The organism is Streptomyces altiplanensis, assembly GCF_053591575.1.
Genome location: NZ_JBSFUB010000007.1, coordinates 100,707 through 123,415, shown reverse-complemented (window position 1 = coordinate 123,415; position 22,709 = coordinate 100,707). Strand labels below are relative to the sequence as shown.

Genomic DNA, 22,709 nt, shown 5'->3' with positions numbered 1-22,709 from the left:
GGGTTGCAGCGCTCGTCGTCGAGATCGTCGAGACCCACCGGAATCCCCGCGCCGACTGAGCTCAATTGAGGTGAAGTGCAGCGAGCCTGCTGGCAGCTCTGAGTACAGCGTCGCTGTCCTGATGTTTTACGGGACGCTGTACGTTGACATGGTCCCGAAAAGCCTTCCAGTCCTTCGCGTCTCTTCTGTGTCTACCGTGGGCGAATCCCTCACAGGAAGGTCGGACGGTGGCCAATCTCGCGAAGTGAGTGGCGCTGGCGCATGGCTCGGCGTCCGACCCACCCGGGCCCATCATCCGCTCGCTCCAAGCAATCTGGCGACGCCTCCGCCGCGCTGCCCCTCGGCGCGAACTCACTACTGCGGGAGGGTGAAGCGGAGCCGCATCCTCGTGCTGACGAGCTCGTAACCAGCCAGGCCCGGGGCGCCGAAGGGATTAGGCAGAGGGGTGATTCGGCGGCGAGTGCGGTCCAGGACATCAGAGACGTACACGATGATGTACGTCTCATCCGGGCCCAGGTGAGAGGCCCGTTCCACCTCGGAGTCGCCAAGGATGATCTCGCCACTGCTGCCGACCGATGCCTTGACCTCGTACAGATAAGTCCGCTCCCCGTCATGGATACGGAAGTCGTATCCCAGTCTGTCGTCCCCCTGGCCGCCGGCGATGACGTGGGAACGCAGGCCGGACTTCCAGGAGGTCTCCTCGGGGACCCCGAACCGCTCCCGCAGCCAGGCGCCCACGACCGCTTCACCGGCGAGACCGATGGCCGTTGTCTTGTCCTGATCGGTGGCCGGGGCACGGTAGCCCCCGGATCCGCCGCCTGACCCCGGTGTCCTGCGGGGCCTTGCCACGACCGGGGGCAGGGCTCCCGTGGGCTGGGCGGGGGTGGCGAGTTGCTCAGCCGTCAGGTCGCCGACGACCGCCCGGGCAAGCTCCCTCAGTTCGTCCGGCCGGGTCGGCAGGAACCTGCCGTTCAGCAGTACGTGCGGCCCCGGTCCCCCCGCGGCTGAGCCGGATCCCGAGGTCGTTCCGGCTCCGGAACGCTGCCCGGGAAGCGACACGAGCGGCTTGTCCAGGCCCAGCTCGGCTCGCCGGTCCGTCGCCGGCATCCCCTGCGGCCAGTAGCCGTGGCCGTTCAGCCAGTCGACGAGCACCGGCGAGGTGAGGGCCTCGAAGTCGAGCAGGCCCTCCTCGTCCAGTTCTTGGACGAGGTCGGCGGCACTCGGCAGGGAGGGAACCGCCGCAGAGCCCTCGCGCCGCGTCCACTCGTCGATGAGGCCGCGCAGCCTCGGCAGTGACCGGTGGACCGCGCCGATGGACGCCTCGCGGACCTCCTCCAGTGGACGCAGGACGATCCGGCGGCGGGGAGGCGCCGGCAGCCGGCTCGCGGCCCATGCGTCCGCGTGTGCCTGGAGCAGCTCGGACGACAGGTTCCACTGGGTCGTGTGCCATCCCGGGTCCGGCTCGAGACCTGGAAGGGATCGCAGGCCGAGGTACCCGGCGAGGGAACGGCCCGACCGGTACACGCCTGCGTGCGCGTCACGGACCCGCTCGGCGAGGGTCGCCTGGTTCCGTTGCAGCCATGCCTCGAACTGCTGCCGGTGCCGAGCCTGGTTGTCGAGAACCGGCAGCCCGAGTGTCCGCCATGCCTGGTTGGCGTCGGCCAGCGGGACCGAAAGCTCGGTCAGCTGTCGCTGCCGGTCGTCATCGTCGAGCAACCCCAGCAACAGGTCCGTACGGTCGGGATCGAGCCGGCCCGTCAGCCAGTCACGCAGTTCCGAACGGTCGTGGAAGCTCTCCAGGCAACGCTGCAGCTCTCCCGCGAGGTCGAGGTCCGCGCAGGCGAGCAGCGGGACGAGCAGGGCGCTGCCGGAGCGCTGGGAGGCGCGGTCCGCCACGACGAGCTCCAGCCTGCGCAGGGGCACGTCGAGCGCGGCCGCGATCCGCTCGTCGTCGATCTCCTCCATCTGCGGGCAGCGTTCCTGCAGTTCCATGAGCGCCGCGCGCAGACTCTTGGCCAGGTAGGGCGCGCCGACCAAACCGGCCAGCCCGGTCGCCGCGTTCCGCAGCAGCCGCCACTTCGTGGGCTCTCCCGTGTGCAGGATGACCAGGCAAGGCCGCTCGGGGTCCTGGTGCAGCAGCGAGCCGTCCGCAGCGGTCTCCTCGACGCGGTGTCCCGCGACCCAGACGACGGCCTCCCGGGCCACGGTGAACTCGCAAGCCTGCAAGCGTCGGAGCACCTCCGGCAGCGGAACGGGGTCGGGGCGCGAGGCTCGCTCCTCGTCGAGGTCCACCGCCGCCGCGACGAACGTGCGGAGCCACGGCCCGGCGTAGGCCAGCAGCGATGCGCGGGACGCCTGGCCGAGAGGCAGGATCCCCGCGCGGATGTCGGTCTCGGCCTCGCTCGCCCGGCGAACGGTGAATCCCGCTCGCGCCTTCAGATACCGGTGGATCCGCAGGCCGAGAGACCTGTCCTCGATCGGAAGGAGGGGAACCGGGACACGTTCGAGGAGCTTCCCGTTCTGCGCCCCTTGTGGATCGGGTACGTAGACGGTCTCGACCTCCGGCTCACCGCGCAGGGCCTCCAGAACGCCGGCCCGCGCGACGAGTAGGACGTCCAGCGGATGCGCGAGGTAGGAGGCCGAGGTTCCGTCCGGTGCGGAGAGTATCTCCGACCACGCCTGCTCGTACGCACGGCTCAGCGCGTACCGGTGCACCCCTTGGCGAAGGTGACCACGCTCCTCCACGAGGGCGGGCAGGTGACGGAGCCGGTCGGCCGCGGTCCGCGGATCATCCCAGGCGCGGATGCCCAGCAGGCGCAGCCTGCCGGTTATCGCGGGGGAGTGCCGTCGACGCAGCGTGGGGGGAACCACGGTGAGGTACTCGGGCGGCGTCTCCTGGGAATGCCACCACCACGCCGTCGCGGCCGGGGCGAAGGTGATCCCGTCTCCCTGAGCCGGCATCTGGGGGATCCACGGCGCCTGGGCGAGGAAGGCGGATACGGGTGTCGGCCACGGAGTGCCGTGGCCGTCCGACACGGGACGGACGAACCTCGTCTCCAGATCGCTGTCCGGCCAGGTCGCAAGGCCGTGCGTGATGAGTTCCGCGTACAAGCGACGGCTCTGCTCGTCGAACTTGGCGTAGTCGTACTGGCCGGGGAGCACGGGCAGAGTCTTGCGGTACGGGCGGTACTCCACGGTGGCGTGAGCGACGGACCGCAGATTGGGCCAGCGTACGGCGGTGGCGCGCCACTGCTCCCTGAAATCGCCGCCCGCGTCTTTATGCCACATGCCGGAGAACCATCGGGGCGTGTTCAGCGCCTCCCCCCTGACGCCGCCCGAGAACACCTCGTACCGGGGCCGCAGGCCGTGGCGCACGCCTTGGCGTTCCAGGAACCGCAGCATGGTCTGGGGCGGCAGGTCCGTGTCCCCGCAGATCTCCTCGGGCATCCGCAAGAGCTGGCCCGCAGTCGTCGTCAGTACGGGAACGCCCTGGACGCCCTCGAGGAAGCGCGTCAGGGTCTCGTCGACGGAACGGTGGTCCCCGGGCCAGCCAGTCCCGAACATGGCCTCGACGGCGACCAGCCAGCCACCACGGGTCGGTACGTGCAGGTTCTGCAGGGTGGGCACCCTGCGCCCGGCCCGCTCCAGTGCGGTCGCCACCGAGCAGAGGTATCGAAGGCACTGGAGCCGTACGTCCTCGTCCTGGCCGTCCGCCCCGGTGGCCGCCGTCACCACACGGAACACGGCGTCGGAACCGTACTCCTGGACCAGACGCTCCGATTGCAGCCAGCGCCGCCCCGCGGCCCGGCGCTTGGCGCGCTTTCCCGACCAGTCGACCGACTCGTGCACGAAGGAGACGTGGTCCGCCAGTCCCGTCGGCAGGGCCGGGAGTCCGGACGCGACGTCGGTGCCTCGCTCCAGGAAGACACCCTCGCCGCCGGCGGCCGCGAGGGCCATCGCGGAGCTGAGGATGATCTTCTTGCCCTTCAGGGCCGAGGCGTCGGGGAAACAGACGGACAGGTCGTAGTAGAAGTCGGCCCACCAGCCGGCGTCGAAGAGGTCCTTCAGGGTCTTCTTCGCCAGCCTTTCGGCCCATCCGGCGATCCGCGCCGGCTCCGGGGCGAGAGAGAGCCCACGAACGTCGGCCAGCGCGGCGAGGCGGCGCAGCCGACCGGGGTGGAGCCCGGGGTCGACGAGATGCCCCACCCCGGTGGCGGCGACGGAGTCCGGGGTGAACACCTTGGCGGTGTCCGGGCACGCCCACAGGAATCCGTGCAGGAATGAGGTCCGCCCGCCGACCGGGGCGAGCACGGGCATGAACTCGATGTGGTCCAGGTCGTGGCCAAGGGCGTCGAACGCCGCCTCCAGCCGGCCCGACCCGTTGCTGTTCCAGCACATCAGATCGGCCAGCGCCCCCGCCGGGACCTGGAGGCGCCCCTGGCTGGCGAGCAGGACCGCACGGGCACAGGCCGTCGCGAGGGTGTCCAGGAGAAGGTCGTTCCAGGGCATGGCCTCGTTGAAGGACCGCCGGTTCAGTTCGGCGAAGAACGGCGCGTTGACGAAGCCGTTGAGCGGCGAGAGGATCTGCTGCCCCATGGGGAGGAACGTATAGAGACGGCCGCGCTCCAGCGGATCGCCGACCGGAACGGCCACGCTCACCTCGGCCTTCTTTTCCCACACCGCCCAGTCGGGGCGCAGGGTTCCCGCGCCGACAGAGGTGGCGATGGCCGTCCGGGCCAGCTGCTCATCGACCTTGGCCCGCACCATGATCAGGCGCATCCCCCTGCGGAGCGTGACCTCCTGAACGGTGATCCCCTGGTAGCGGTAGAGCTGGCGAACCGAGCGGTCGTAGCTCTTGCGCTGGGTCCTGCCTGCCGCCCTGCGGCCGAGCGTCACGCGTTCCAGACGGTCCAGGAAGAGCTCGAAGGGGGCCGCATCGTCCATCAGTTCACCGAGCTGCGCCCGGGCGGTCTTGGCCGCCTCCGACGAACGCAGCGGGAGCCGAACGACGGTGACGAAGCCCCGCCGCCCGAAACGCTGGGCGGCCGGCGGCACCTCGTCCAGCGGGATCGGCACCTTGAGCCGGAAGAGATTGTCCTCCAGATAGGCAGCCAGGTCCTCCCGGTCGGGGTCGACCTGGCGGGCCAGCCAGGCGAAGTCGCCGGGCAGCGCGAAACGGAAGCAGAAGCCGTCGAAGGTCTTGGATCCGGCCCGGGAGACGCTGTACAGCTCGGGTGCCTCAGTGAGCTGGAGGACGCTCTTGAAGCCGACGCCCTTGTGCCCGATGCCTTCGTCGGGGCGCTTGCGGGAAAGACCGATGTTGCACAGGTCGGTGAAGTCCCGTGTACCCAGGGGCCTGCCGCCATTGGCCACATACAGCGTGCCGTGCTCACCCTCGTCTTCGTCGAGAAGGATCTCGACACGCCCGTCGAGGGTACGTGCGGGATGCGCGTCGTGGGCATTCTGCAACAACTCGATCAGTACGCGCCCCTGATACTCAGGCGCGATGATCGTCTCGGCGATGGCTTTGAGTTCCCGGGCGGACTGCCGACCCTCCTGCCAGTCCCGCAGACAGCCCCGGGCCTCCATGAGCGCGCGGTCCGTAACCGTCTTGCGCCAGGTAGCCGATCTGCGCGACCGCGTGGCCGCAGCCCGAATACGTTCAGCACCCGCCACGCCGCACCCCCCGATACAACAGACAAGTGATGCTATCAGCGCGTCGGAGGTCTACCTCGAGTGAAGTTCCCCTGTTGACCTAGGTGACCACCACCCAGGAGAGCGTCCTCCTGGCCGCCGCCGACGCTCGCCCGAACGTTCGCCCCCAACGCCACGGCGCCTTCACTGAGACCGTCTACACCGCGGACGGCCTCCCCTTCGTCCACCCCGACAACCAGCTCCGCACGCAGGAGGGCGCTCGACCGTGACCAGCACAACCACCACGTCCGTCTACGCCTTCCTGGTCGCCGCGATCGAGGAGGAGGACGGAGTCCTCCACAGACGATCTCCTCTGTTTTGACGTTGCTCACCGGGACGCCTGAGGGGCGACACCAGGTCGATCAATGACTCCGCCCGATCGCGTCGAGAGCCGATTCGAGTTCGTCGAGGCTGCTGAGCATTCGGCGGATGGCTACCTGGCGCTCGACCCAGTGCTGCCGCAGGTCGGCTGCTGCTTCCGCAGGAAGTCCGTATTCATCGGTCGTGGCGCCGTAGAAGCTGAACAGCATGTACAGCAGCGCGATCCGAGCGCTGGCCCGTACGTCGGCGAGTGGCAGTCCGGGGTTCTCGACACAGTAGGCCTCGATCAGGCGAAGGGCGCACGACATCCAGGACGGGCTGTTCGCCACCGTGCGGGGGTCGAAGGCCGTTCGCCCCAGCTCCCAAGCCGGCAGGCACGTCTCCCCCTGGAAGTCCAGGATCGCGGTGATCACGTCCTCTTGGACCAGCAGGTTGGTGCGGGTGAAGTCCGCATGCCCGGCTTGGGCGACGAGGCGATCGGGGAGTCCGGCACGCAGCCGAGCCGCGTGAGTGCGCAGGTCTTCCCGACGTTGCGCGAGCTCGACGTGAAGGTGTTCCAGCCGCGGGTTCTCCTGCGCGGAAGCGCGAGCAAGCACCGTTTCGGTCGTGGCCGCCGCCTCCTCGACATCCGCGGTACGCCACCGGGTCTGACGGACACGTGCGGGCCGTGGGTAAGAGGCCAGAACGCGGTGCATACGGCCGAGCAGCAAACCGGTGTGCTGTGCGCGGGGCACCGTAAACGGGTCGGTAGCGACCTTTCCGGGTGCTTCGTCCATCACCACCCAGGCCATGTCTTCGAACCGGGTGAGGGTGGCCCCCTGTCGGTCGGTCCAGGCCCGGGGGACGGGAACCCGCGCCGCACGGCAGTACGCCGACATGTCCCACGACGCTTGGGCGTGTTCCAAGTCGGCGGAGATCCTGTACTGCTTGACGAAGACCCGCTGTCCGTCGGTCAGGGTGACACGTCGGTTCACGGTCTCGGTGCCCATCGGAACGCGAGTGGTCTCAGCGACGTTGACGCCATAGCGGTCGGACAGCAGCTTGGCCAGGATCTCGTCGCCGTAGGACGCCTTCTCCCGCATGTCGGTCACCACCCCACTGTGCGGCGGGTGTGTTCCGCCCGCACGGACGCGATCATGGCGTGCGCCTCGTCGACCAAGTCGATGTCGCGGTGTTCGACGCCCCAGCGCACCGCATCGAGCGCATCCAGCACGGCGTACTTCGCACGGGCCGCTTCCTCCTCGGCGGAGAGAGGCCACCCGTATCCGCTGTAAAAGGCGGCGGCCACCTCGGGCCGGTGGTGCAGGACTCGGTAGTGAAGACGACTGAGGTCGCGGCGGGTCGCCGGCTCGAGTTGCGTGCGCTCGAAGTCGACGACGCGTAGCTGCTGTTCGCGTTCGTCCCACATCCAGTTCCTGGGCATGTAGTCGCCGTGTGCCACGACCTTCGACAGCGGCGGGGGCGCCTGGTGGGCGACGGCGCGCAGCACCGCGATGTCGTCCGTGGTCAGGTACCGCGCGGCGGCGTCCAGGGCTTTCGCGACCGTCCCGCCCCAGTCCTCCTCCACGGCCCCCGAGCGAGGTTCCCCGGTGTCCGCCGCGTGCAGCCGGGCGAGCAGGACGCCGGCCTGTCGGTAAGCCTCCTGCTCCTGCTCGGCCGGCACACGCAACCCGTCGAGGCTGTGCCCGGAGACGGCGGTCACGAGAATCGTCAGGGATTGATCGTCCGCCGCGACGAGGGAGGGCGCACGGTCAGGGCCGAGGGCTCTGACCCACCTTCCGTACGCGTCCACCTCGCGGCGGTGCAGCCTCGGGTCGGCGTGCTGCTTGGCGAACCACCGTGCATTGCCGCTGGGGCTCGCGATCTCCCACACCGAGGCTCGGCGGGTGCCGGGCCGGGAGTGCTCAGTAAGCACCGTGTACGTGTCGGTTACGGAGGCCAGCAGGCCACGAACTGCCGCAGGCAGGGGCTTCACAGTGTGGACCTTTCTCTTCCTATCAGTGATCCCGAGCACTGCGTGATTCCGCACGCGCACAGGGTGACATCGCTGGGCAGGATGCCAGGAGCCGCCGACAGCGCGGTCCCGCGACTGTCTGCGCGTGTGCCACGTCAGACCGGCGGCCGCCTGGCGTCAGCGAGCTGCCTTCTCCGGCCTGCTGAGCGGCTGCGTCAGGTCGTTCCTCGGATGCCTCGGGTTGAGGAACCACTTGCGGGCGGAGAGGAGCCACCAGGAACCGGCGAAGGCGAGCACCGCGCCGACCGCGACAGGGGCGTAGTTGAAGGTGTCGACGGTCACCGGGGCGGCCTGGGGCAGCATGAACAACACGGTGATCACCGCGACCCAGGAGACCGCGAGAACGCCGACGGGCTTGGACCAGCGGCCCAGGTGCCAGGGACCGCGCTGGAAGAGCTCGCCCTGGCGAAGGCGGAGGAAGGTGGGGATGACGTAGGCGATGTACAGGCCGATCGTGGCGATCGAGGTCACGGCGGCGTAGGCCGTGCTGTTGAAGAGGTAGGGCAGGCCGAGGACGAATGCGCCGCCAGCGGCCAGCCACACCGCGTTGGTCGGCGTACGCGTCCCGGGGTGCAGCTTGTGCCACACCGTGGAGAAGGGCAGCGCGCCGTCGCGGGAGAAGGCGTAGATCATGCGGGAGTTGGCGGTGACGGAGGCCATACCGCAGAACAGCTGGGCGCCGATGACGATGAGAAGCATCAGCTTGCCCGTACTCGCGCCGAGCGCGTCCAGGAAGATCTGCGCGGGAGGCACACCGGTCGCGGACTCGAGGGCACCGGTGTACGACTGGATGGCGAAGGTCAGGCCGAAGAGCAGGACGAAGCCGGCGGCCCAGGAGACGAGGATGGACCGGACGATCCCCCTCGGTCCCTCCACGGAGGCGTTCTTGGTCTCCTCCGTCATGTGGGCGGAGGCGTCATATCCGGTGAACGTGTACTGGGCCATCAGCAGGCCGATGAGAGTGACGTAGACGGCGGAGCCCCAGCCCGTGTTGTTGACGAACTCGGTGAACACGAAGCCGGGGGACTGGTGCGTGTCGGGGACGGCGACCAAGGCACCGACGATCACCACCACGCCGACCAGGTGCCACCAGACGGACACGGTGTTGAAGAAGCCCACGATCCGCACGCGGAACGTGTTCACGACGGCGTGGAGCAGCAGGATGAGGCCGAAGAGGATGATCGTGTGGCCGGGCGTGGCGGCGTAGCCGAACTCGAGGTTCAGGTACGCGTTGAGGAACGAGGCGGCGCCGAAGTCGATGCCCGCGGTGACGGCGACCTGCCCGAGCGTGTTGAACCAGCCCGTGAACCAGGCCCACGCCGGAGCGGACCTGCGCGGGGCGAGCTTGTGGGCCCAGAAGTAGAGGCCGGCGGACGTCGGGTAGGAGGAGCAGACCTCCGCCATGGACAGCCCGACGAAGAGGGTCATCAGGCCGACGAACGCCCATCCCCACATGATCAGGGCTGGCCCGCCGGTGTTCATGCCGAAGCCGTACATGGTCAGGCAGCCGGACAGGATGCTGATGATCGTGAACGAGACGGCGAAGTTCTGCTTCCCCGACATGGAGCGGTCCAGGGTCTGCGTGATGCCGAGCTCGGCGAGGCGTTCCTCCTCGGAGGGGGTCACGCTGGGTATGTCCAAAGGCATGGGGTGCCCTCTCGTGTTCGATGATTGAGGGGAATGGGAGGGAGGGGTGAGGCGGTCAACGCCGCCGCGGGTAGGGTGCGGACGCTTTCATCGCCCAGCCGCGGTGCCGCGAGAAGAGCGTCTGGGCGTCGCCGCAGTAACTCCACGGCACATCGGTGGCGTACGGGCCGATGGCGTCGAAGACCTCAGCGGCTTCCCAGTGACTGTTCGCGAACGACAGGGCGTGGGCGAGGTAGTTGGCGTCCTCATGGAAGCCGGCGTGGGGTCGTGCAGGCGCCCGGTAGACCCACCAGTTCTCCCACGCCTGTTGGGTCGACGGGTTGTCCGTCCAGGGGTGAATGGTCAGCCCGTATCGGTCGCCGTCCTTCTCCATCCGTTGCCGGTGGGACTCGGCGAGTGCGACCAGGGGGAGGACGTGCAGCGGCAGGCCCCGGGGTGCGTGCGCGCACCGTTCCTGGGCCCAGTGGAACATCTCGCCGCCCGTGCCGTGCCAGGCGGGGAACATGTAGGTGAGCAGCTCGTGGTGCGCCTCACGGTTCCATGGGTCTCGTTGCTCCACCTGTTCCCACACCTGCCGTACGGTGGCCCGCCAGGCCCGATCGCGGTCGGGAGAATGGAAGCGGAGCAGAGCGAGCATCACGATGTACGGCGACGGGTCCGCAGGCAGGGCGTCGGCGGCGGCGTCGCACAGCTCCCACGCCTGTTCCATCGCCTCGCTGCGCCCACGGCCTCGACCGCCGGCCATCGACCGAAGGGCCTGCACATGGGCGAGGAGGGCCAAGGCGTTCGGCGAGCAGGGTTCGGCCTGAGCCCAGGTGTCCGCGAAGGTCAGGCGTGCTCCGGCGCGGGCGAGGACCTGGAGCCGGAAGACACGGCGGTCCCAGTCCGCCCCCGTCGCGGCAAGAAGTTCCCGGGCACCTTCCCAGCGTCCCATCGCCGCGTCCTCGACCGCCGTCCGCAATGGGCGGTCGTGGGCGGCCGGATTCCGGTCGAACACGGACCGCTGGCTCACGGCTGCCTCGCTCTGCGGGTCTCGGACGAGCACGGCAAAGCCCCCACATGCTCGACAGCGATGTCGGCTGTCACCTTCGTGCCTCCGGAGAATGAGTCCGCCGGCCAGGGGGGAAGTTGAGGTGGGGGTCGAATGACTCGCAGCCGGGCAGAGCGGCCACCCCGTAGCGGCGGGGGAGCAGAGCAGCGGTCTTCTCGCGACGAGATCGGCATGTGCGGGATTCGACTCAGCCCGGGGTGAGCCCTCAGAAGCTGATCCCGCCGATCAATCGGGACACGCTCGTAGCGGCCTCGCTGATCGTCGGCGCGATCGACGAATTGGCGAGGTAGAAGCCGAGAAGTAGGCAGACGATGGCGTGGCCAACCTTGAGTCCGGCCTTCCGGACGAGCAGGAAGGCGAGGATCGAGAGAAGCACGACAGCCGAGATGCTAACGGTCATCGTTAGCCCTCCGGCGGATGTGCACTCCCGCTGCTCCCGGCAGCTGCTCCGGTCCCGCGTCGCGCGGGCTGACTCGTGTCGGAGGCGGGATTCCCGCCAACTCTGTCAGTAAGGCTGAGGGCACCTTGGACTCCGTTGGAGAAGGCGACGATGAGTGGATGTACCACCGCAGTTCCACGTATTCAGGCCCGTCCGGGTGATCACGTTCTCGGACTGTTTGCTTGGGCGTGTGGGCTGCTGTGCGCTCCCAGACTGATGGCCGAATCCCCGGCGCACACATTTCCCGGGTGATATCACTGGAGTGATCCTGGGTTCACCAGGGGTAGTTGAATCCGCACGCTCTCGCTCAACGGGGAGGCAAGAGGTGCTCCAGCAGTCGCCGAGACGCTGTTCTCGGTGCGGTTGTCGTTTGAGTCAGTACAACTCCGACGCACTGTGTTCCGCGTGTACCCGCGTGCACGCCCAGGATCGTCACACTGCGACCGTGCCAGAACGCGTATGGTGCGATCCTGATGTCCGCCAGGCGCTCGCGGCCTGGGACTTCGGCCGAGCCAGTCGACTGGTCCGCCAGCGAGGATCCCTTCGGCAAGAGGACATCGCGCAGCTCACGGGGCTCAGCCAGGCGTTCTTATCCATGCTCGAGTCGGGAGGGCGACGCCTCACCAACATCGACAAGATCGTCGAATTCCTGGGCGGCCTCGGTGTGCCCGCCGAACTCGTACCGCTCCCGCTTCCACGCCACGCGCCCGGACTGTCGCAGCCGTCCGACCTGGTTGCCGGCGACCTGGACCCTCTTCTGCCGTGGACCACTGCCCGTATGGTGGCGGCACTGGGCACAGTGGTTGGAGGCAGCGCGATGGACCGCCGTCAGTTCCTCACGGTGAGCGGTATGGCGCTCACCGCCTTCGTTCACCAATGGGGCTCCGCCGAAGCCGAGCCACTCGTACGAGCGGCAGAGGGAAGTCGACTCACCGACGGGCTGCTCGACAGCCTGCAACAGACCACGGACAGCTTGCGTGCCATGGACGCGAGCACCGGGAGCGGCACCCTCGCCGAACTCGGCGACGCACACCTGGCATTCCTCAAGCGTCTCGTCCAGCAGGCCTCATACGGCGAGGAAACGGGCCGACGACTGGCCGCGATCATCGCGGACACTGCCACCCAGGCGGGTTGGTTCACGTTCGACTCCGGCGACCACGACGGCACTCAGGGCTACCTGCTTGCTGCGCTCCGCGCCGCCAAGGCATCAGGCGACGTCCGGCTGGGCGCCGGCGCCCTCTCCTACATGGCCATTCACGGCTATTCGACCGGGTCCCCGCGTAACGCGGTGATCGCGGCATCAGCTGCCCGAGAGAAGGTCAAGGGCCTTGACGCGCCAGCACTGGAAGCCATGTTGCTGACCCGACAGGCGCGAGGGCACGCGAAGCTCGGCGAGCAGGAGGAGGCCGTCGCCGCGCTCGGCCAGGCTGCGGAACTCTGTGCCCGAGGCCGGTCCGAGCAGGACCCGCGCTGGTTGTACTGGATCAACGCCGGCGAGATCCACGGGCAGTCAGGCAGCTGCTATCTGGACCTGGGCGCGCCGGACAAGGCCGTCGCGAGTTTCACCAAGGCGCGGAAGGCGCTCAATCCGGCCGAGCAACGCACCAGAGGGCTGTTCCTCTCCCGGGCCGCTTCCGCTCACATCCGCGAGGGTGACATCGACGCCGGATGCGCCACCGCACACGAGGCACTGGATCTCGCCGAGCAGCTCCAGTCGGCCCGGCTGAACGAACACATCGAGAGCATGCTGGCTGATCTACAGCCCGTGAGCCACACCCCTTACGCTCGGGATCTACTGGAGCGTGCCGCTGTCGTGACCGGAACGAGGAGCTGAACGTGACCGAGGCCGAGCAGGTCCTCGTCCTGTGGGACATCGACCGTACGTTGCTCTACGTCGGCGATATCGACCGGCTGGTCTACCGTGAGGCCTTCGCGGAAGTCGTCGGACGCCCTGCCGAGCACCTCCCGGCTCGGGGTACGGGCGTCACGATGCCCCTCGCGATCCGAGGACTCCTCATGGACAACGGAGTCCCGGAAGACGACGTTCCCGACCTGCTGCCGCGCATGGTGGACCTCGTTCCACAACGGCTCGCCGCACATACGGACGACCTGCGAGAGCAAGGCGTTCTCATGCCCGGCGCAGTGGCGGCGCTGAGGTCGGTCCACGACCACCCCAGCTACGTGCCGACAGTCGTCACGGGCAACCTCAAGCCGAACGCCGTGCTGAAGCTCGGCGCCTTCGAGCTCGGAGAATACGTAGACGTGGAGATCGGCGGCTTCGCCTCCGACGACCCCCACCGGCCGGCGCTCGTCGCCATCGCCCAGAAGCGCGCACAGGCTAAGCACGGGATGATCTTCACCCGCTCCAACAGCGTCATCATCGGTGACTCGCTTGAAGACGTCCGTACGGGTCTCGAAGGTGGCGCCGCGGTCGTCGCGGTCGCGTCAGGGAAGACCTCGGCGTCGACTCTCAGGAACGCCGGGGCCGACGTGGTTCTCGAGACCTTGGAGAACCTGCAGGTGCTGCATGACGCCATCGCAAGCGTCGTCTCGCCGCACAGCTGACTCGTACCGGAGGTGGGAGGCCGTGCGAAGCCGCACTGGCGTCGACTCGTCGGCCAAGGTTCGCCCTGGTCGGCACACACAGAACGGATGACGCCGCCAGGTGTGAACGAGCCTGGTGCGATTGCCATAGGTCTGCTTCTTTTCGGGGGCGGAACGCTACTTCTTGCGTCCCTGTTCGGTGTCTGGGCGGCCTTCGCTCTCGTGGTCCTCGTGGCCTTCGGCATCGCGATGTCCGTGGAGGCTCGTCAGCGGCGCCTCGCACGTCGTCGGAGTGAGGAACAGGCGTGGCGGCGCATCATCAGGGACGAGTGGGGATATTTCGGCGAGTGAACGACCCCGTCATTTCCGAGCCGTCCGCTCGCCCCCCCGCGTGTAGGCGGTGCCCAGTCGACTGCCCATGGGGCGTCGGCCACGGACGTGGGAGCACGCCCTCGAGGACGTAGCCGGACTCGGCCGAGAAAGCCGGACGCCCCCTGGTGGGCGACCCGTGAGATGCCATAACCCTCGCGATATCACTCCAGAGATATGCCCATGCGCATCCCCGCAGCGAGACTTGCGGCTCGGTCGGAGCGCACACGCCGTGGAACCAGCCCTACCTGTCGCACTCAATCCCCGCGGTCGTGCTGTCGATCGCGTAGCGGAACGACGTCGATGGTGGACCGGTGGCTCTCCGACGCAACTGGGGCGCATCGGCAGCCTTTGGGAGGCGCGAGTTATGGACGCAGAGAACGGACAGACCGACCCCCGGGCGCTCTTTCCGCTGTCCCATCGAGAGAGCCCATTCCTCGACCTGTGCAAGACGGCGTTCGATTCCCTGGCGGAGCTCATGCCGGAGGGGGACTCCCCCCGAGTGCCGGCCACGGGTGCGCGATACCGAAAGTACGACGAACTGGTCCGGTTCTACGGCGATCTGCCGGACGACCCGGGAACGAGGCCCGGGGACCTGATCGGAGCCATGACCAGGGACTTTCTCGCAGGAGCCGTCAACTGGAGGTCGCCAGAGGTCCAGTACAACCTCGGCGCCGCGGTGAACGTGGCGGCTTCGGCGATGTACGCCGTGGCGCTCGACACGAACGTCTATCTCATCAACGACGGGCTGGCCGGCAACGTCGTCGCCGCAGAGGGTGCGGTCAGCCACGTACTCGCCCGGCTCACCGGCGTACCGGCGGGTCAGGCCTTCGGACTCTTCACCTTCGGCGGGACCGGGACCATGGCATACGGAATCAAGGCCGGCATACGCAAATGCGCGCCGGAGTCCGTACGCGCCGGAACGCCGAGTGATGTACGGGTCGTCATCACGGAGGACGCGCACTTCTCCCACGCGGCAGCGGCGGACTGGCTGGGCATCGGAGCCGACCAGCTGGTGGTGATCCCCGCCGACCGGCAGCGACGCAGCGATCTCGCCGCAGCCGAGGAGCTCATCAGGAACGAACTCGAAGCCGGGCATCGGGTCGCCACGATCATCATCAACGGAGGCACCACCTACGACCACGCGGTCGACGACATCGCGGCCTTCGCCGAACTCCGGGATCGCCTGACCGCCGACTACGACCTCCCCTACAAACCGCACCTCCACGTGGACTCCGTGGTCGGCTGGGCGTGGCTCATGCTCAGCGATTCCGCGCTCAGCGCCCTTGAGCCGGCGTCCCCTGCCGCGGATGCGCTGCGCGAGCAGCACCGTCGCGTGCAGGCGCTCCGGTCGGCCGACTCGTGGGGCGTGGACTTCCACAAGGGCGTCGGCGTCTGCCCCATCGACTGCAGCTTCATCCAATTCAACGACAAGAGCGACTGCGTCCGGCTGCGGAAGGGAGGCGGATCACCGGCCGAACTCCACCAACTGGCACAAGACTTCAGTGCGGTATCGCCAGTGGACTACACCCTGGAGACCTCCCGCGCGGGAGGCAAGGCCCTTGCCGCAGTCGCGAGTCTGCACAGCCTCGGTCGCAACGGGTACGCGGCGATCCTCACCCGGCTCGTCGATGCCGCGATCTACTTCCGGGAGAGCCTGGGGGCGAGGAGCGGGATGGATGTCCTGAACCCCCACGCGCTCGGCTACCAGACCATGGTGCGCCTCTACGCACCACACCGAACCCCTGACGCACACAGAGAGCTTCACGACCCGGCTGCTTCCACCGCCCAGATGGTCCGGGAGGGGAACGCGTACCTCAAGGCGTTCTTCACCTGGGACAACGAAACCCGAATGGACGTCAACGGCGGCGGCGTCGTCTATTCCTTCAGCAGCAAGTACCTCGCGACTGCCAGCGGCGAGCCGATCTCGGGGCTGAAGTTCTACCCGACCACACCCCTGATCGGTCGGGAGCACATGAAGGAAGCCGTCGATCTGCTTGCCGAGCGCAAGGCCGTCTTCGACGAGATCTGGCGTGCAGGAGCCGCGTGACCGACGCCGCGTCGCCAGCCGAGCGGTACTCACCGAGGGCACCGATGCCCTCCGACCTCTTCACAGAATGGAGCGGAGATGGACAGTCACGTGGCAGTCACGGGAGCGGAGGGCTTCATCGGATCCCACCTGGTCGAGCAGCTGGTCGCCAGGGGGCACCACGTCCGGGCCATGAACCAGTACAACTCCTTCGGGACGCGCGGATGGCTCGACACGCTCCCGACGGAGGTTCTGGACAACGTCACGGTGGTACCGGGAGACGTCCGCGACGCGGCCACGGTCACGAAGCTCGTGGCGGGATGCGGGACCGTGTACCACCTCGCCGCCCTGGTGTCCGTTCCGCACTCCTACGAAGCGCCCCGCATGCACGTCGAGACCAACGTGCTCGGAACGCTCAACGTGCTGGACGCCGTGCGGGCTGCGGGGACTCCCCGGCTCGTGCACACGTCGACCAGCGAGACCTACGGGTCGGCCCAGTACGTGCCCATGGACGAGAACCACCCCCAGACCGCCCAGTCGCCGTACGCCGCGAGCAAGATCGGTGCCGACCGCGTAGCCGAGAGCTACCACCATGCCTTCGGACTCCCCGTCGTCACGGTGCGCCCCTTCAACACCTACGGACCTCGGCAGTCCCTCCGGGCCGTGATCCCCACGGTGATCTGCCAGGCCCTGGAGGGAGGCCGGCCCATCCATCTCGGATCCCTCTCACCCATCCGTGACTTCACCTACTGCGGAGACACGGCAGCGGCCTTCCTCGCCGCCGGCACGGCCCCCCACGAAGCCGTGGTGGGAAGGACCTTCAACGTCGGCTCGGGCGAGGCGATCAGCATCGGCGATCTCGTCGCCCTGATCAGCGAGATCGTCGGGATCCCGCTGCGGGTCGAGGCCGACGACCAGAGAGTGCGCCCCGACTCGTCGGAGGTCTCGCGCCTGGTCTGCGACAGCGGGCTGTTCCGGGCCACGGCGGCCTGGTCCCCGCAATTCACCCTCCGCGAGGGACTTGAGCTCACCGTCAAGTGGTTCTCGGAGCCCTCCAATCGCGCCCAGTTCCGGAGCACCACCTACGCCATCTGAGGAGGCCCCATGCACGCGGTGATCCTGGCCGGCGGCCGCGGTGTTCGGCTCGGCCCGATCACGTCGTACCTGCCCAAGCCCCTCGTGCCGATCGGCGACGAGTACCCGATCCTGGAAGTGGTCATACGACAGCTCAAGACGCAGGGCTTCAGCCGACTGACACTGGCGATCGGCCACCTGGGTCATCTCATCCGGGCGTGCATCGGCGACGGCTCCCGGTGGGACCTCGACGTCAGGTACGTCACGGAGGAGGAGCCCCTGGGCACGGCGGGCTGCCTCACCAACCTCCGCGACGAGCTGCCCGAGCACTTCCTGGTGATGAACGGGGACGTGCTCACCAACCTGGACTTCGCGAAGCTCCTCGATTCCCACACCGGCTCGTCGGCCCCGATCACCGTGGCCGTCGCCAACCGACACCTGGCGACGGAGTTCGGCGTTCTCGACGTCCGGGGCGAGATCATCGCAGGGATCCGGGAGAAGCCCGTCCTCGACTACCAGGTCAGCATGGGTGTGTACGCCGTCAGCCGCGATGTGCTGAAGGCCTACTCACCGGGAGAGCCGCTTGGGTTCGACAGATTGCTCGACGACCTCGTCCAGCGAGGAACACCGCCACGCGCCCACATCTTCGACGGGTACTGGCTCGACATCGGCCGCCCGGACGACTACGCCCGGGCCAACGAGGAGTTCCCCCAGTTGCGCTCACTTCTGCTGCCGCATGCGGGTTGAGCGTGTCGCCGTGCTGGGAGCAGCCGGCTACCTCGGCACGCACATCACGCGGGCCCTCGCCGAGGACGGCGCTCAGGTCACCATCCTCAGCCGCCGACCGCCCGACGCGCCCTTTCAGGAGGGGATCACCGTGCAGTTCCTGCCCCAACGCCCCAGTGCGGCAGCCCTCGCTGCCGCGCTGGCCGGCAGCGAGGCACAGGTCGTGATCAACGCCGCCGGCGCGACCCAGGGAAACATCCGCGCGATGGTCCAGAGCAACGTCCGTCTGGCCCGCTACGTTCTCGGCGCCGCCGCGAGGGTCCCCGGCAGGCCGCGGGTCGTCCACATCGGATCAGCAGCGGAGTACGGGCTCCAGCCCGAGGGATCAGCAGTCGCGGAAGGCGCGGTCTGCTCGCCCAGTGGCGTGTACGGCCGGACGAAGCTTGCTGCGACTGGTGCCGTACTGGAGGCTATCGACGAAGGAGCGATCCGAGGAACAGTGCTCCGCGTTTTCAACCCCGTAGGTCCCATGAGCCCCGAGAGCAGTGTTCTGGGTGGGTTAGGTGCTCAGTTAGCCCATCAGCGGAACCTCCCGAACCCGCAGGTGGAGACCGGCCCACTGGACGCCTGCCGCGACTTCGTGGACGTTCGCGACGTGGCCTCCGCCGTCCTTCTCGCCGTGAGACACGAGGCGCCGCCACCGATCGTCAACATCGCCCGCGGTGAGGCAGTAAGCGTCCGCGATCTCGTACGACGCCTCGTAGAGGTCAGCGGAGTGCAGGCACGACTGCTGGAGCGCCGTGCTCTCGCTTCGCGCCGTTCCCAGGGCCTCGCCTGGCAGGAGGCCGCCGTGGAGGTCGCGAAAGGACAACTCGGGTGGGTGCCGCGATACGAACTGCCCGAGTCCCTCCGCGACCTCTGGAACGCCGCGACCGCCATGCCGACCGCGCGGGCCGACGGTCCCGATCGACGGAGTCCCCTTGACTAGTCTGCCGAGTGGGCAACCACTGCCTACCGCCCATCGTCATCTCCTCAGCGACCTCGCTGACCTCCTCGACATGCCTAAGTTCGTCCTCTACGGGGGAGCGGCACGTGATCTGCTCAGCGCGTCGCCGGGATCTCCCAAGGACGTCGATGTCGCCGCAGGCCCCCTTTCCCACGCCGCCGGCTGCCGAGAGAGGCTCCTTGAGCACCCCGACGTCCAGGAGGTAGGTCCCGCGCGTGACTACTTGATCCGGATGACCGAGCCCGTGATCATGTTCGACGTCCGATGGCGCGGCATGACGGTGGACGTGAACTTCCTGGATGACCTCGGGAAGATCGGCCACTTCGACGTCGAATGCGTCCGATGGGAACACCCGGCGGGAACGTTCGTCGATCCATACAGGGTCGTGGGGCGGCAGACGACGGACTCCTTCGCACTCGTCAGCCCGATGGACGCGGAGAACCCCGTCCTACTGCTCAACCGACTCGTGAAGCTGAGCGCCAAATACGACGTCGACTACACACAGGTCGGCGCGCTCGCACAGCTGGCCCGTGAGCTCGTAGAGGCCGCCGCCGAGTGGAACTCGGCCGACGACTTCCACGGGACGCAGGCCGACGCGGCGCACGCGAGAGCAATCGCCACGTCCGTTCAACGAGCTCGCGACGGCAGGGCCTTCCTTCAGGTCTGTCTTGATTCCGGTGTCATCGCCTGCAGGAACCCACGGCTCGCCGAAGCGCTGACCAGGGCACCCTCTGCGGTCACCCGGCTCGCTCGTACCACCAGCCCGGACTCCTTCTGGCACCTCGCGAACAGCCTGACCAGCGACCGAACCTCGTCCAACTCCCGGAGCTAAGGAGACTCGCCGATGACCCGATTCGGGTTCGTCATCCCCACGTACAACGAGGCCGAGACCATCGGCCGTACGATCGAGAGCATTGCCCTCCAGCGGGCCCCCGAGGGCGATCTCGTCTCCAGGGACCGCTACGAGATCGTCGTCGCTGACACCCCTGGTCACGACGAGACACCCCGTGCCGTGGCCCAAGCTGCGGCACGATTCGACGGCCTCCGGTGCAGCGTCGTCTCCGAGCCCGCCCGCTCCATGGTCACGGCTCGCAACGCCGGCATCGGCCACCTGCTCGAAAGGCCGAGGCCGGTCGACTACATCGTCAGCGGGGACGCCGACACCGTCCTGCCCCCTGGCTGGCTGTCCGCAGTGGAGGAGAAGCTCGCACAGGGCGCCACGATCGTGTCGACGGCCGGATTCTTCGAGACAGAGCTGTGGCGCCGCTGTCCCACCCTGACGCGGTGCTACATCGAGGAGATCGGCACGGTCTTCTTCCCTCAGGAGATCATCGACGAGTACGTGACGACGAAGGACCGTCCCCTGTTCACGCCCCGGCTGTTCAGGCACTTCGGCCGTCCCGTGTCGGACTGCGCGTTCGTCATCGAGTCGGAGACGTACCAGAAGCTCGGGGGTTTCAGGCCGGAGCACTACGACGCGGACGGCCAGGACGAGATCCCGGCGGTCGGCTGGCCCTTCATGTTCCGTGCGGAGCTCGCCGGCATCGACATCGCCTACGTCGAAGAGCCGGCCTACGAGACGAGCGCGCGCCGGCTTCTCCACGAACCGGAAGCCTTGTTCTCCGGCAGCAGCTACCTCGGCGAGATCGAGAACTTCCGTTCTCAGAACGACGACCAGTACGCGTGGCTGGACCACTTCGCCCCGCGACTGAACATGGAGGCCCTGCGCCGCTACGTGGTGAAGAATTACGTTCTACAGCAGTGCATCACCCGGCCCGAGCGCATCTTCCAGAACCCCGGGACGTTCGGGAGCGCGGCCGACGAACTGGCCACGGCCGTCGCCTCGTGGAGGGACGCCCATCTCCAGCCCGGTGCACGGGAGGTCTTCGCCTTCGCGGACGAACTCACCGACCGCTTCTTCGACGCCGTGGTACGTGCCTTGAAGGAGTCCGTCTCATAGCTGAGGGCCTTTCAGAACAGTTCGGTGACGTCGGTGCGTGTCCACGTTCTCGTGGGCCGATCGCGACGTCGACAGGTCGCAATCGTGATCAGCGAAGGGATGACCATCGTGGTTGAGGAAGTTGTGAAACGCGATCGACGGAGCGCCATTGGGATCGTGATCCCCGCGCGCAACGAGTCCGGGTTCGTCATCAGGACCCTGCAGACCCTCGCCGCGCAGGACGTACAGGACCGTTGTGAGGTCGTCGTCGTGGAGAACGGAAGCGACGACGACACGGCGTCCCAAGTCGCCGAGTTCGCCGCACAGACTCGCCTCCAGGTCACCCTGCTGCGGCTCGATCCCGCCTCGGCGGTGGCTGCGCGCATCCACGGCATGGACTACCTGATGGGGCAGGAAGAACCGCCCGCCATTCTGGTCAGCGCCGACGCGGACACCACCTACCCCGCTGGATGGCTGTCAGCCTTGGAAGACGAGGTGGAGGCAGGGGCGGACGTCGTCGCTTCCGCCGGCTACATGGACCCGGTGCTCTGGTCCTGGTGCCCCACGCTCACCTCCCGTTACGTGGAGCGGATCGGAACGATCTTCTTCGATCCGGACACGACGAAGTCCCTGGGCGTCGACGAGAGCACGTGTCTGTTCACAACCCAGGTCTACGAGGACTTCGGCCGACCCGTGTGCGCGCCGGGGTTCGGGATCACGGCCGCCTGTTACAGGCAGCTCGGGGGATTCCGCCGGGAGCACTACGACGCGGGCGCGACGCGCGAGATCCTGATCGCGGGGCTCCCTCTGATGTTCCGTGCCGAGCTCAACGCGTTCCGCGTCGCCTACGTGCGGGCGCCGTGGTGGCAGACGAGCCCTCGGCGACTCGTGTCCGAGCCTGAGATCCAGCTGGGTCGGACCCTTCAGGACACGGACATGTTCCCCTATCGAGAGGTAGCACCCGAGGCGTACATCAAGTTCGACCAGGCGGCAGACGACATCAACTACCAGGACCTGCTCCTGAACTGCGTGCGGGACTACCTCCTCACCCCGTGCCTCACCCGCCCGCAGCTGTTGAGGAGGAACGCGGCCTACTTCGGGAGGCTCGCCGGCGAACTGAACCAGACGATCAATCGCTGGCACGCCGAGCGGTTCCTTCCTGAACCGCGACACCTGTTCGACCTGGCCACGGACCTCACGGAGACGTACGGCTCTCGGGTCCTGGAAGCCTTCGCGGAGTTCCGCGGACGACAGCCCGCTTCACTCCTGCCCAACTAAGTGGCGTGAGGTAGGGGCGGCGAGAGGCCGCCCCTACCGAGTGAGCCGGTGAACGGAGGCGAGGTCGACCACGTCGGCACCCGTAGCCGACTTGATCACGGCCTCATGGGTGACGACGACCAGCGGTCCCGGCGTGACGTGCCGTGAGACAGCTCCACGGACCCGGGCCGCCATGTCCTCGTCCGTCTCCCAGGTGCGGTCGGGCGGCAGGAGGCCGGAGCGTCTCCATGCCTCGTACTCCTCGATCTTCTCGCGCACTATCTGGCCGGTGACGGAGGCGGCGCCGTCCCGGACCGGCAGCCAGTCATGAAGTGCCGGCTCCACACGCAACTCGCAGCCCAGTCGCGCGGCGATCAGGGCGGCTGTCTGCAAGGTGCGCGCGTAGGGGGAGGCGACCACCACTTCTGGGCGGTCGTCTCGGAGTTGTTCGGCAGCGCCTTCCGCCTGGCGGATGCCGAGGTCGGTCAGGGGCGCGAAGTCACGGCGACCGCCGTGATAGACGGGCGCGAACGCGGAGAGGCGATCGTAGTCGGCCTCTCCGTGACGCACCAGGAACACCTGCCGACCCCGGTCCATTG

The 22,709-nt window shown here is 68.0% G+C and carries 17 protein-coding genes; 10 read left to right on the top strand and 7 right to left on the bottom strand.

Annotated elements, in window-relative coordinates:
- Positions 1 to 354 precede the first annotated feature (354 nt).
- Entirely contained in the window at positions 355 to 5,589 is a 5,235-nt protein-coding gene (locus ACWD0Y_RS05335) for a sacsin N-terminal ATP-binding-like domain-containing protein (RefSeq protein WP_450259128.1), read from the bottom strand.
- 170 nt (positions 5,590 to 5,759) lie between these two features.
- Between ACWD0Y_RS05335 and ACWD0Y_RS05330 the strand changes: the two genes are divergently transcribed.
- A complete protein-coding gene (locus ACWD0Y_RS05330; RefSeq protein WP_450259127.1) occupies positions 5,760 to 5,924 on the top strand; it encodes a hypothetical protein in 165 nt (54 codons plus the stop codon).
- Between the two features lie 132 nt (positions 5,925 to 6,056).
- Here the strand turns inward: ACWD0Y_RS05330 and ACWD0Y_RS05325 are convergent, their stop codons facing one another.
- The 5 genes from ACWD0Y_RS05325 to ACWD0Y_RS05305 form a co-directional block, all read right to left on the bottom strand.
- Entirely contained in the window at positions 6,057 to 7,097 is a 1,041-nt protein-coding gene (locus tag ACWD0Y_RS05325; RefSeq protein WP_450259165.1) for a phosphotransferase enzyme family protein, read from the bottom strand.
- Between the two features lie 5 nt (positions 7,098 to 7,102).
- On the bottom strand, positions 7,103 to 7,990 hold the full coding sequence (locus tag ACWD0Y_RS05320; RefSeq protein ID WP_450259126.1) for a phosphotransferase: 888 nt from the start codon (positions 7,988 to 7,990) through the stop codon (positions 7,103 to 7,105).
- A 156-nt stretch (positions 7,991 to 8,146) separates the two neighbouring features.
- Complete coding sequence (locus tag ACWD0Y_RS05315; RefSeq protein ID WP_450259125.1) at positions 8,147 to 9,676, bottom strand: amino acid permease; 1,530 nt, start codon at positions 9,674 to 9,676, stop codon at positions 8,147 to 8,149.
- A gap of 55 nt (positions 9,677 to 9,731) precedes the next feature.
- Positions 9,732 to 10,688: a hypothetical protein gene (locus ACWD0Y_RS05310; protein ID WP_450259124.1), complete on the bottom strand. Its 957-nt coding sequence runs from the start codon at positions 10,686 to 10,688 to the stop codon at positions 9,732 to 9,734.
- A gap of 244 nt (positions 10,689 to 10,932) precedes the next feature.
- A complete protein-coding gene (locus ACWD0Y_RS05305) occupies positions 10,933 to 11,127 on the bottom strand; it encodes a hypothetical protein (protein WP_450259123.1) in 195 nt (64 codons plus the stop codon).
- 484 nt (positions 11,128 to 11,611) lie between these two features.
- On the opposite strand from ACWD0Y_RS05305, the gene ACWD0Y_RS05300 reads away from it, so the two are divergent.
- From ACWD0Y_RS05300 to ACWD0Y_RS05260, 9 genes are all read left to right on the top strand, one after another.
- Positions 11,612 to 13,000, top strand: a complete 1,389-nt coding sequence (locus tag ACWD0Y_RS05300) for a helix-turn-helix domain-containing protein (RefSeq protein ID WP_450259122.1) — start codon at positions 11,612 to 11,614, stop codon at positions 12,998 to 13,000.
- 2 nt (positions 13,001 to 13,002) lie between these two features.
- Entirely contained in the window at positions 13,003 to 13,731 is a 729-nt protein-coding gene (locus tag ACWD0Y_RS05295; protein ID WP_450259121.1) for an HAD family hydrolase, read from the top strand.
- Positions 13,732 to 14,446: 715 nt separating this feature from the next.
- The gene (locus tag ACWD0Y_RS05290; RefSeq protein WP_450259120.1) at positions 14,447 to 16,129 is read left to right on the top strand and encodes a pyridoxal phosphate-dependent decarboxylase family protein; all 1,683 of its coding nucleotides are present in this window, start codon (positions 14,447 to 14,449) and stop codon (positions 16,127 to 16,129) included.
- 78 nt (positions 16,130 to 16,207) lie between these two features.
- Positions 16,208 to 17,203 carry an SDR family NAD(P)-dependent oxidoreductase gene (locus ACWD0Y_RS05285; RefSeq protein ID WP_450259119.1) on the top strand — a complete coding sequence of 332 codons (996 nt, stop codon included), beginning with the start codon at positions 16,208 to 16,210 and terminating at the stop codon, positions 17,201 to 17,203.
- A 9-nt stretch (positions 17,204 to 17,212) separates the two neighbouring features.
- Positions 17,213 to 17,929 (top strand): sugar phosphate nucleotidyltransferase, encoded by a 717-nt coding sequence (locus ACWD0Y_RS05280; protein WP_450259118.1) that lies wholly within the window; start codon positions 17,213 to 17,215, stop codon positions 17,927 to 17,929.
- A gap of 10 nt (positions 17,930 to 17,939) precedes the next feature.
- Entirely contained in the window at positions 17,940 to 18,896 is a 957-nt protein-coding gene (locus tag ACWD0Y_RS05275; RefSeq protein ID WP_450259117.1) for an NAD-dependent epimerase/dehydratase family protein, read from the top strand.
- Positions 18,897 to 18,966: 70 nt separating this feature from the next.
- Positions 18,967 to 19,746, top strand: coding sequence for a hypothetical protein (locus ACWD0Y_RS05270; RefSeq protein ID WP_450259116.1), 780 nt, complete (start codon positions 18,967 to 18,969; stop codon positions 19,744 to 19,746).
- 12 nt (positions 19,747 to 19,758) lie between these two features.
- On the top strand, positions 19,759 to 20,874 hold the full coding sequence (locus tag ACWD0Y_RS05265) for a glycosyltransferase (protein ID WP_450259115.1): 1,116 nt from the start codon (positions 19,759 to 19,761) through the stop codon (positions 20,872 to 20,874).
- A 156-nt stretch (positions 20,875 to 21,030) separates the two neighbouring features.
- The gene (locus ACWD0Y_RS05260) at positions 21,031 to 22,131 is read left to right on the top strand and encodes a glycosyltransferase family A protein (protein ID WP_450259114.1); all 1,101 of its coding nucleotides are present in this window, start codon (positions 21,031 to 21,033) and stop codon (positions 22,129 to 22,131) included.
- A gap of 33 nt (positions 22,132 to 22,164) precedes the next feature.
- On the opposite strand, the gene ACWD0Y_RS05255 is transcribed toward ACWD0Y_RS05260, so the two are convergent.
- Positions 22,165 to 22,680, bottom strand: coding sequence for a histidine phosphatase family protein (locus ACWD0Y_RS05255; protein WP_355108780.1), 516 nt, complete (start codon positions 22,678 to 22,680; stop codon positions 22,165 to 22,167).
- Positions 22,681 to 22,709: the final 29 nt, after the last annotated feature.